This is a genomic window from Spongiactinospora gelatinilytica (assembly GCF_003236385.1).
Classification (GTDB): Bacteria; Actinomycetota; Actinomycetes; order Streptosporangiales; family Streptosporangiaceae; genus Spongiactinospora; species Spongiactinospora gelatinilytica.
Map to the genome: position 1 here is coordinate 1 of NZ_POUA01000272.1, position 10,790 is coordinate 10,790.

The following is a 10,790-nucleotide window of genomic DNA, read 5'->3' on the forward strand; positions in this document are numbered from 1 at the left end:
GGGGGTGGCCGTCGGCGTCGATGACGGCCGGGACGCCGTGCTTGCCCGCGCGCCACGCCAGCGTCGCGTAGAACGCCGCCGGTACCCCCGGCGGCAGGCTCCCCGAGATGACGACCGCCGACGCCCCCGCGAGAAGGCGGTCGAAATCCCGTAGAAAGGCCCCGATCTCGGCAGTGGACACCACCGGCCCCGGCTCGTTGAACATGGCCGTCGTCCCGGTGTCCGAGCAGACCGCGAGGGTGGTGCGGGAGTGGCCCGAGACCGGCGCGAAGGAGTGAGCCACCCCCGCCGCGTCGAGGTCGGTCCGGATCGCCGCGCCCGTCGTCCCGCCCGCCAGGCCGGTGGCCAGGACGGGGTGACCGAGCGCGGCGAGGACCCTGGCCACGTTGACGCCCTTGCCCCCGGCCCGGCGGTGGACGGCGCGGACGCGGTTGACCCCGTCCCAGTCCACGCCATCGACCTCGTAGGTGACATCGAGGGCGGCGTTCAACGTAACCGTGAGCACGGTCATGGGGCGGGCGGCTCCGCGATCCACGCCCCGCGCTTCATGACCGCCTCCACCCGTAGGTCGTCCGACAGTACGACGAGGTCGGCGTCCTTGCCCGCCGCGATGGATCCGGCGCGGTCGTCGATGCCCAGCACCTTGGCCGGGGTGAGCGAGGCGACCTGCGCGGCCTCCACCAGGGACAGCCCGGCCAGTTGCACCGCGCGCCGGAAGGCGACGTCCATGGTGAGCGTGCTGCCCGCGATGGTGCCGCCCTCCACGAGCCGGGCCGCGCCGCCTGCGACCCGGACCCGCATGCTGCCCAGCACGTACTCGCCGTCGCCCACCCCGGTGGCCGCCATGGCGTCGGTGATCAGCGCGGTACGGCCCGCACCCGCCACCTGGAACGCCAGCTTGAGCATCGCCGGATGCACGTGCACCCCGTCGTTGATCAGCTCGACGGTGACCCGCTCGTCCTGGAGCAGCGCGGCGATCGGCCCGGGGGAGCGGTGGTGCAGCGAGGGCATCGCGTTGTAGAGGTGGGTGGCGACCGTGCCGCCCGCCTCGATCCCGGCCTGCGCCTGCTCGTAGGTCGCGTCGCTGTGCCCGAGGGCCGCGATGACCCCGGCGTCCACGGCGTCGCGGATGACGTCGAGCGCGCCGGGAAGCTCGGGGGCGATCGTGAGCATCCGGACATGCCCGCGCCCGGCCTTGACCAGCTCGGCGAACTCGCCCCGGTCGGGCGTGCGCAGCTTGCCCGGGTCGTGCGCGCCGCACCGCGCCGCCGCGATGTAGGGGCCCTCGAAGTGGATGCCCGCCAGCAGCCCGTCCTCGCACAGGTCGGCCAGCGCGGAGGTCGCAGCGCTCAGGCCCGCGAGCGAGCCGGTGACCAGGCTGGCCATCGTGGTCGTCGTGCCGTGCCCGGCGTGGAAGGCGGTGGCGCGCGCCGCCCCCTCCTGGTCGCCCTCGGGGAACGACGCGCCCGCGCCGCCGTGGTTGTGGATGTCGATGAAGCCGGGCACGACGAGCCGGCCGCCGAGGCCGTGGCCATTGCCTGTGGGGGCCTGGCCCTGCCCGACGTAGGTGATGCGGCCGTCTTCGATGGTGAGCCAGCCGGGGTGGACCCCGCCCGGGGTCACGAGGCGGGCGTCGGCGAGTGTGATGCTCATGGAGAAAGGATCACAGATCGCGTGAGGTGCAGGGGGTGGTCGGGGTCCAGTCCGTGCGCGTGGGCGCGGGCGACCGCCACCCGGTGGACGCGCACCAGCTCGGCGAGCGGATCGGCGGTCGAGGTCAGGAAGGTGCCGCCGGCCCGCTCGACCTCGGTCGCCAGGCCGCCGGGGGCCTCGCCGAGCATCCAGGTGACCCGCCCGGGACCGGCGATGCTGATCGGCCCGTGCCGGTACTCCATCGCCGGGTACGCCTCGGTCCACGACCGGGACGCCTCGCGCATCTTCAGCGCGGCCTCCGAGGCGAGCCCGCAGGTCCAGCCGCGCCCGAGGAAGGTGACCTGCTCGGCCCGCACGGCGGCGTCGGGCAGCGGCTCGCGCAGGGCCTGCTCGGCGTCGCGGATCGCGGCGGAGAGGTCTTCGCCGAGGTGGGCGCGCAGCAGCGCGAGCTGCGCGGTGGCGAAGCGGGTCTGCACGACGGAGGACTCGTCGGCGAAGTCGAGCACGATGGCGCGGTCGGCCGGCTCCACCACCGGGCTGGTGGGGTCGGCGGTGATCACGGTGGTCGCCGTGCCGCCGTCCGCGCGCACCGCGCGCAGCAGGGCCAGGACCTCGGTCGTGGTGCCCGACCTGGTCAGCGCGAGCACTCGATCGTAGCGGCGGCCGGTCGGCACCTCGGAGGCGGCGAAGGCGTCGGTCTCCCCGTCGCCCGCCCGTTCGCGCAGCGCCGCGTACGCCTGGGCGATGTACCACGAGGTGCCGCACCCCACCACGGCCACCCGCTCACCGGGGGCGGGCAGGGCCGATCTCGGAGCCTCGGCGGAGACCATGGCCACCGCGCGACGCCAGCACTCGGGCTGGGAGGCGATCTCCGCCTCGGTGTGCGTGCTCATGAGCAGCCCTCTCCGAATAAGTCGATTTCTGTTCCTTTTATAGCAGAAATGAGCAATATTTTGCATCAAGGGATGACCAGACGGGCCATGTGCCAGGCTTGACGATCAGAGCCGTGAAGGAGGTTCTTCGGTGGCACGCTACGAACGCTGGAACGCGATCCTTGAGCTCCTCGCGCAGGAGGGGCGCCTGAGCGTGGAGGAGGCGGCGGCCTCGCTGAGCGTTTCGACCGCCACCATCCGCCGCGACTTCGACCAGCTCGCCCAGCAGCAGATGCTGATGCGCACCCGGGGGGGCGCGGTCGCGCAGAGTGTCAGCTACGACCTGCCGCTGCGCTACAAGACCGCCAGGCACGCGGGGGAGAAGCACCGCATCGCGGAGAAGGCCGCCGAACTGGTCGGCCCCGGCGCGATCGTCGGCATGAACGGCGGGACGACGACCTCCGAGCTGGCCCGGGTGCTCGCCACGCGGGCCGACCTCAACGCGGAGACCGGCCCGCGGGTCACCATCGTGACCAACGCCCTGAACATCGCCAACGAGCTGACCCTCCGCCCGCACATCAAGATCGTGCTGACCGGCGGCGTGGCCCGCCCGCAGTCCTATGAGCTGATCGGCCCGCTGGCCGAGGGAGTGCTCGAACAGGTCACCCTGGACATCGCGTTCATCGGAGTCAACGCGATCGGTGTCGAGGGCGGGGCGGGCGCGCACCACGAGGGCGAGGCGAGCGTCAACCACCTGCTGATGAGCAGGGCGGCCAAGGTGGTCGTGGTGGCCGACTCCTCCAAGGTGGGCGCGCGGGCCTTCGCCCGGATCTGCCCGATCGACGAGGTGGACGCGCTGGTCACCGACAAGAACATGACGGAGGAGGCGGCCGGCGACTTCGCCGACGCCGGGGTCGAGGTGATCCGGGCCTGACCGCCGCACTCCACGTCTTATCCCCCGCGGGAGGGGTGGCTACCCGCGCGTAGCTACGCGATGGGCGAACGGGTAGAAAGGGCGTGACGAATCGTCACGCAGGGGGGAGCCGGATGAAGGCGCGCATGGGCACGACGAGGTTCGGCCCGGCCGAGCGGTCGTCCGCCCTCGCCGAGATGGCGGCGCGGGAGCTGGACCTGGTGGTGGTCGGCGGCGGCGTGGTCGGGGCGGGGGTCGCCCTGGACGCCGCGACCCGGGGGCTCGACGTCGGCCTGCTGGAGGCGCGCGACTTCGCCTCCGGCACCTCCTCGCGTTCGTCCAAGCTCATTCACGGCGGCCTGCGCTACCTGGAACAGCTCGACTTCGAGCTGGTCAGGGAGGCGTTGCAGGAGCGGGCGCTGCTCATGCAGCGGGTCGCGCCGCACTTGGTGCGGCCGGTGCCGTTCCTGCTGCCGCTCACCCACTTCGCCTGGGAGCGGCCGTACGTCGGCGCGGGGCTGGCCCTCTACGACAGCCTCGGGTTCTCCTTCGGCTTCACCAGGGGCGTGCCCGGCCACCGCCATCTGTCCAGGCAGCGGGCGCTGCGGCTGGTTCCCGCGCTGCGCCGGGCCGCGTTCACCGGCGCGGTCCAGTACTGGGACGCGCAGGTGGACGACGCCCGGTATGTCACGACCATGTTGCGCACCGCCGCCTCCTACAGCGCGAACGTCGCCTCCCGCGCCCAGGTCGTCGGGTTCCTGCGGGAGGGCGAGCGGGTCACCGGGGTGCGGGTACGCGACCTGGAGGGCGGCGCGGAGATCGACGTCCACGCCCGGCAGGTGGTCAACGCCACCGGCGTGTGGACCGACGACATCCAGGGCCTGGTGGGCGGGCGCGGCCAGATCCACGTACGGGCCTCCAAGGGCATTCACCTGGTGGTGCCGCGCGACCGCATCCACTCCCACACCGGGATCATCCTGCGCACCGAGAAGTCGGTGCTGTTCGTGATCCCCTGGGGGCGGCACTGGATCATCGGGACCACCGACACCGAATGGTCACTGGACAAGGCGCACCCGGCGGCGTCCCGGTCCGACATCGACTACGTGCTCGACCACGTCAACGCGGTGCTCGCGGTGCCGCTGACCCGCGACGACGTGGAGGGCGTGTACGCCGGGCTGCGCCCGCTGCTTGCGGGGGAGAGCGACGAGACCTCCAAGCTCTCGCGCGAGCACGTGGTGGCCCACCCGGTACCGGGGCTCGTCATGATCGCGGGCGGCAAGTACACCACCTACCGGGTGATGGCCCGCGACGCGGTGGACGCCGTGGCGCACGGCCTGGACCAGCGGGTTCCGCCGTCCTGCACCGACCGGGTGCCGCTCGCCGGGGCCGAGGGCCACCAGGCGCTGTGGAACTCCCGGCACCGGCTGGCCAAGTCGGCCGGCCTGCACGTGGCGCGGATCGAGCACCTGCTCCAGCGGTACGGCACGCTGATCGAGGAGGTGCTGGCGCTGATCGAGGAAGATCCGTCGCTGGCCGGGCCGCTCGCCGGGGCCGACGACTACCTGCGCGCCGAGATCGTCTACGCGGCCACCCACGAGGGGGCGCGGCACCTGGACGACGTGCTCGCCCGCCGTACGCACATCTCGATCGAGACCTTCCACCGCGGGCTGGCGGTGGCCCGGGAGGCGGCCGAACTGGTCGCCGGGCCGCTGGGCTGGGACGACGACCAGATCGACCGCGAGGTCTCCTACTACACCAAAAGGGTGGAAGCCGAGCGGGCCTCCCAGGAGGAGGACACCGACCACGAGGCCGACGCCATCCGCCTGGGAGCGCCCGAGATCGTCCCGGTGGACACGCCCGTGCCACCGCCCTGACGGCTCAGCGACGCGGGTCCCTGGCCGGGTACTGCGTGGCGTCGTGTACGTCGAGCAGCGGCTCCCTGACGCCGTCCGGTGAGTCGTCGGTCCAGTTGGCGTTGCCCGTGCTGATCAGGCGCTGGCGTACGGCCAGCACTTCGGCCCGATTCGTGGGCTTGCGCGCGCCCGCGGCCAGTACCCCGGCCGCGCCCGTGACGTGCGGGGTCGCCATCGACGTGCCGGTGAGCACCGCGTACCGGCCGCCCGGCCAGGTGGACTCGATGCACACGCCGGGCGCGGCGACCTCGATGGTCCTGCCGTAGTTGGAGGTCTCGGCGAGCGTGTCGTCCTGGTCGGGCTCGGGACGGCACGACGGCTGGTTCCCGCCCTGCCCGCCGGGCAGGCCGTCGAGGTCGTTGAGCGCCGAGACGGTGATCACGTCGGCGTGGTCGGCCGGGAAGAACGTGGCGGCGTCGGTGCCGCCGTTGCCGGCCGCGGCCGTGACGACCACGCCCCGGTTCACCGAGTTGGCGATGGCGGTGGTGATCGCGTTGCTCGCGCAGGCTTCGCAGCCGAGGCTGAGGTTCGCGATCTCGATCGTGGCGGAGTTCCTGGCCACCCAGTCCATGCCGGCGGCCATCGCGGACAGCGAGCCCGCGCCCTCGTCGTCCAGCACCCGCACCGAGTGCAGGCGCGCGCCGGGCGCGACCCCGACCACTCCGGAGTCGTTGTCGATGGCGCCCGCGATGCCGGCCACATGGGTGCCGTGGCCGTTGCCGTCGGTGCCGGTGTTGTCCACGCACACGCCGCTGGTGCAGTCGGTGGTGGAGACCACGTCGAGGTCGGGGTGCTGGGCGTCGATGCCGCTGTCCACGATGGCGATGTCCACATCGACCCTGCGGTCGTCCACGCCGTCGATGTCCAGGTTGGGGTTCTGCGTGGCGAGGACCCTGCGGATGCCGGTCGGCACGGTCTGCTCGAACGCCACCACGGTGGCATCGCGCTCGACGCTGAGCACGTCCGGCGAGCGTTTCAGCTCTTCGGCGGCCCGGGCGGTGAAGGTGGCGGTGTACCCGGTGAAGGCGTGCGTGTAGACGCCGACCAGCCGGCCGCTGTGCGTCTTGACATGCTCGCCGGCGACCGCCTGCGTGCTGGTCACGGTGGGCTTGAGCAACACGATGTAGCGGTCGGTCTCCTCGGCGGGATCGGTACGGGCGCTCGCGGCGGCGGGCGCGAGTACGGACAGCCCGAGTGCCAGGGCGGCGAGGACGGTGAGGCGGCGGTGGCCCCTTGGAAGATCACACATAGGGATCACGCTCACCTTTGGGGCACCCCAGATGATGTACCGCCTCGCACCACCGACGCACTCTTTGGGGGAACTTGCTGTGCCTTATGCGCGCGCGGCCCGGACGCCTTGGAGGTCGCGTCCGGGTCCGTGCGCGGTTGCGGGTGAGTGCGCTATCTATCCGTGAATGCTTGGAATTCGGCGGCTCGTACGTGGTCGCGGGTGGCGCTGGTGGTGGCGCAATCGGTGGCGGTGGCGGGGTCGGCGTCCTGTTCGCCCAGGTAGAGGGGGTTGCCGGTGCACTGGGTGGTGCCCACTCGCAGCAGCAGGTGCGTCGCGGTGGTGGGGCGGACGTCGAATGACTTGATCAACAGGTCGTTGCCGCGCGGCCGGGGCAGGCGGGTGGAGAAGGCGTCCGGCCGGCTCTTGTAGACGGCGGTGTACGCGGCCGGGTCGGCGCAGTTCTTGCCGGTCGCCGCGTCGCAGGCCAGTACCTCGAACGAGCGCAGCGCGCTGAACCGGTTCTGGGTGGAGGGGTCGGCCTCGTCGCCGATCAGTGGCCGGAGCATGGCGCTGACCTGGACCCGGCGGACCCTGGCCGGTTCGGTGCCCGCCAGGTCCACGATCACCGACTTGCCGCGTACCTCGCCGGTCAGCGAGGCCCAGTTCGTCGCCTCCGTGCCGTCGATCAGCCGGTCGTGGTTGACCCCGTCGCCGGAGGCGGTCGCGCCGAGCGCGGCGGCGGCCAGGTTGCGGTGCAGTTCGACGGCCAGCCTGCGGTCCTGGCCGGGACGGAAGCGGGCGGTCAGGCGGGTGTGCCCGAGCCCCGGACCGGCCGCCACGAAGGAGTAGGTGCCGGGCACGATCTGGAAGGTGTCGCCCAGCGGGGTCGCCGGGTCGGTGTCGGCGACCGGCATGGCCCTGGCCTCGAAGTCGCCGACGTACAGGCGCACCGGCGTACCGGTCGCGTCGCCCCTGGGGGCGAGCGTGACGGTGGCGTTGTCGGCGTCCGGGGCGGCGAAGCTCGGCGTGGCCTGCGCGTCGCCCGGGCCGTCGCTGGCGGCGTCCTTGCCGAGGCCGTGCTCGGCGAAGGCGTTCCACATGATGTCGTGGTTCTTGCCGCCGAAGCGGATGGTGTCGGCGGCCAGCATCGCGTCCCTGTGGTCCACGTAGTCGACCGCGCCGCTGGCCATCAGCAGCAGCGCGTCGAACGCGAGCTGCACCCAGCGCCGGTTGCCCGGGCACTTGTCGATCGGCAGTTTGCCGTCCGCGCACAGGCGCTGCACGGTCGGGGTGCCGTCGCCGTAGCGGCGGATGAACGCCTGCCGTACGTCGAACTGCGTGGCCGACCAGATCTCGCCGTCCGCGTGCGACTGCGTGCCGACCAGGTCGTAGCCGAGGTCGCTGTAGTTGAGCGGGGAGCGGGACATGTCGAAGTTGCGGATGCCCGCCTTGGGGTCGCCGGTGACGTAGCCGCCCGTCACGTACGGCGTGTCGCCCGCCGGGCGGAAGCCGTACTCGAACAGGTACTCCATGGAGAACAGGTCGGACGTGCTCTCGTTCATCGCGCTCGCCTGCGGGCCGTTCCACCCGGCGTTCGGCCCGCCGACCATGCGGCCGGAGATCGCGTGGGTGTACTCGTGCCCGATCACCGACATGTCGAAGTCGCCGTCCACGCAGGGGGCGTAGAACGCGCCCGCGATCGGCTGCCACAGGAACATGTTGGTGATCGGCGGCGTGCCGTCGGGGCCGGTGTACTGGTTGGCGTTGTCGCGCACGTTCGGCACCCGCGCGCCCGCCTGGGCGTTGCCCGTCTCGGGGTCGCCGCCGAGCCCGCCGCGCGTGCCGTTGTCGCTCTGCATGTTCCACGCGGTCTCGGTGAAGCCGAGCCGGTAGGACCAGTCGTGCATGCGGTTGTGCATGGCGTGCAGGTTGGCGATGGCCGCGTCGAGGTCGGCGCCGCCCTCCTTGTCCAGTACGGCGGGGTCGCACTTGGCGGTGTGCCAGGCGTTCTTCCAGGGGTAGCGGTAGTCGCGGCTCGGCGTCAGGACGTTGGGCCGGGTGCCGACGGTGGGGCCGCCGTCGCCGGTGTGGTGCTCGAAGGTGCGGGCCGCGTTGCCCAGGCTGGTGTTCGCCGGGGCGCCGGTGGTGTGATCGACGTCCCACGCCTTGCCGGTGGCCGGGTCGCCGCCGGGGGCGAAGTCGCAGCCGCGGCCGGGCTTGAAGCACCAGGTCTTGCGGGTGTCGGCGGAGGAGTAGTCGGCGGGCGGGTTGGCCGGGAAGACCTCCCAGCGCGGATCGCCCGGTTCGGCGGACTCCCAGGCGTGGTCCACCTGGTTCTCCCTGACCAGGACCGCGCCGGTGACGCCGTCCACATGGGTGGTGACGCCGCTCAGCCCGCCGTCCGAGCCCGCGCCGGCCAGCGTCACCTGGTAGGCGCTGTGGATGCCGTCCGGCGCGGGCACCGCGACCTCGGTGACCTTGCGGACGGCGGCGGTGGCGAGGTTCACGTCACCGTCGCGGGCGGCGATCTCCTCCGCCTGCCGCGCGGTGATCCTGGCCGCGGGCGGCGCGCCGGTCTCCCGAGACAGCGTCGAGGTCACGTGTACGACCGAGCCGTCGAAGACGCCGACCGCGACCATGCCGTCCACCCCGGCGGGCAGGCCGCCGAACCGCTGGCGCAGCAGTACGGCATGGCCCTTGCCGACCGGGTTGACCGCCACCTTCTCCAGCGCGTCCACCGCCGCCGCGGGCAGGCCGAACATGCCCTCGTTCGCCTTCAGGTACGCGCGGGCCGCCTGCTCCGGGTCGGCGCCCAGCCCCTCGGCGAGCGGCTTGCGTCCGGTGACGACCGCCGGGGTGCCGAGAAAGTTCCACCTGACGGTGGTGCCGGCCCGGTCGAGCGTGGCGGGCGGGGCGACGAAGCCGCGCCGGTTGTCGACGTCGGGTTTGCCGTGCTCCTCACCCTGGAAGTCGAAGACCTTGGGGGTGTGCGTGCCCGGCTCGCTGAGCGCGACCCCGGCGGTGGAGAGGGCCAGGGCCACGCCGGTGGCGACCAGCAAGCCCGCGCGTAACCAGGGTTTGGCGACGGTTGTTGACACGAATCCTCCTGCGCGAAACGAGCGCCGTTGGCCTGCGCAAGTGGTAACACCGTCAATGACTCATTACAAGCCCTTGTAAAGAGGGGGATCTCAGTGTAGTGATGGGTCGCCTGTTCACTGGAACGGAATCCATGCCTGGTCAGTGAGGGTCGCGGCGTCGTGGGCGGCCAGGCCGGCGGCGGAGAGTGTCCACAATGTGTCACCGATCACCAGCGCCCGCCGGATGCTCCCGTCAACCGGGGCGAAAGCCTTCGCTGCGGCCTTCCCGCGCGGATGCGCGACCTTTCCGGTCTCGCGGACGCCCTCCCGCGAAATGTTCAGCACCAGCGCGTCGCTGGCGCCGTCGGAGCGCTCGGAGACCAGGGGCAGCACCGCGAGCCCGGTCTTCGGCCAGTACAGGAAGGCGTGCGGGTCCCATTCGGCCTCGGTGTCGGACTTCTTCCTGATCAACTGGGCCAACCGGCGCGGCGCGGCCGGGTCGCTCACGTCGAACAGCGAGATCTGCGCGCCGACCCGCCTGCCCTGCTCGGTGGCCTCCTGGCCGACTCCGATCAGCCGTCCCTCGCCCGCCGGGTGCAGGTAGGCCGAGTATCCGGTGATCTTCAGCTCGCCGGTGACCTTGGGCGCGGCCGGGTCGCGCAGGTCGAGCGTGTAGAGCGGATCGACCTGCCGGAAGGTGACCACGTAGCCGACCGGGCCGATGAACCGCACCGCGTAGATCCGCTCGCCCTTGCCGAGCCCGCCCACCTGGCCGGTCTCGGTGAGCGTGTTCGCGTCCAGGACGTGGACGGCGCTCTCGCTCTGCCGGGGCGAGCTGGTGGTCGTGGCCACCCGCAGATGGCCCTCGTGCTCCGACAGCGAGTACTGGTTCAGCAGCCGGCCGGGCACCTCGCCGGAGGCGACGTACCGGGGCTCGCCCCCGGCGCTGATGTCGAACCGGTGGATCTCGGTCCGCTCCGGAGGGACCATCCGCGGCTTCTGCCAGGAGACAGAGGGTTCGGACACGGTCGGCTCGGCCTTCGGGGCCACCGGGACGCCCGCGGTGGGCTTGACGGCGGTCGGCTCGGCCGCGGTGGGATCGACGACGGTCGGAGCTTCGGTGGGGGTGGC

Annotated in this window: 8 protein-coding genes; 2 read left to right on the forward strand and 6 right to left on the reverse strand. The window is 72.3% G+C overall.

Annotated elements, in window-relative coordinates; translation table 11 throughout:
• The 3 genes from C1I98_RS27535 to C1I98_RS27545 form a co-directional block, all read right to left on the reverse strand.
• Positions 1 to 511, reverse strand: a 511-nt coding sequence (locus tag C1I98_RS27535; RefSeq protein WP_233508243.1) for a 1-phosphofructokinase family hexose kinase, incomplete at its 3' end; no start/stop codon positions are given.
• Complete coding sequence (gene nagA / locus C1I98_RS27540) at positions 508 to 1,653, reverse strand: N-acetylglucosamine-6-phosphate deacetylase (RefSeq protein WP_111170323.1); 1,146 nt, start codon at positions 1,651 to 1,653, stop codon at positions 508 to 510. The genes nagA and C1I98_RS27535, both read right to left, overlap by 4 nt.
• Positions 1,650 to 2,546, reverse strand: coding sequence for an SIS domain-containing protein (locus C1I98_RS27545; RefSeq protein WP_111170324.1), 897 nt, complete (start codon positions 2,544 to 2,546; stop codon positions 1,650 to 1,652). Before C1I98_RS27545 ends, nagA begins: the two co-directional genes overlap by 4 nt.
• Before the next feature lie 130 nt (positions 2,547 to 2,676).
• Here C1I98_RS27545 and C1I98_RS27550 point away from each other — a divergent pair, with 130 nt between their 5' ends.
• Both C1I98_RS27550 and C1I98_RS27555 read left to right on the forward strand, forming a co-directional pair.
• Positions 2,677 to 3,459, forward strand: a complete 783-nt coding sequence (locus C1I98_RS27550) for a DeoR/GlpR family DNA-binding transcription regulator (RefSeq protein WP_111170325.1) — start codon at positions 2,677 to 2,679, stop codon at positions 3,457 to 3,459.
• Positions 3,460 to 3,572: 113 nt separating this feature from the next.
• Positions 3,573 to 5,312, forward strand: coding sequence for a glycerol-3-phosphate dehydrogenase/oxidase (locus C1I98_RS27555; protein ID WP_233508244.1), 1,740 nt, complete (start codon positions 3,573 to 3,575; stop codon positions 5,310 to 5,312).
• A gap of 4 nt (positions 5,313 to 5,316) precedes the next feature.
• Here C1I98_RS27555 and C1I98_RS27560 read toward each other — a convergent pair whose 3' ends face one another.
• The 3 genes from C1I98_RS27560 to C1I98_RS27570 form a co-directional block, all read right to left on the reverse strand.
• Positions 5,317 to 6,600, reverse strand: coding sequence for a S8 family serine peptidase (locus C1I98_RS27560; protein ID WP_111170327.1), 1,284 nt, complete (start codon positions 6,598 to 6,600; stop codon positions 5,317 to 5,319).
• Positions 6,601 to 6,752: 152 nt separating this feature from the next.
• The gene (locus tag C1I98_RS27565; RefSeq protein WP_233508245.1) at positions 6,753 to 9,680 is read right to left on the reverse strand and encodes a M36 family metallopeptidase; all 2,928 of its coding nucleotides are present in this window, start codon (positions 9,678 to 9,680) and stop codon (positions 6,753 to 6,755) included.
• Between the two features lie 114 nt (positions 9,681 to 9,794).
• On the reverse strand, positions 9,795 to 10,790 hold a 996-nt coding region (locus C1I98_RS27570; RefSeq protein WP_199537261.1), incomplete at its 5' end, for a beta-propeller domain-containing protein.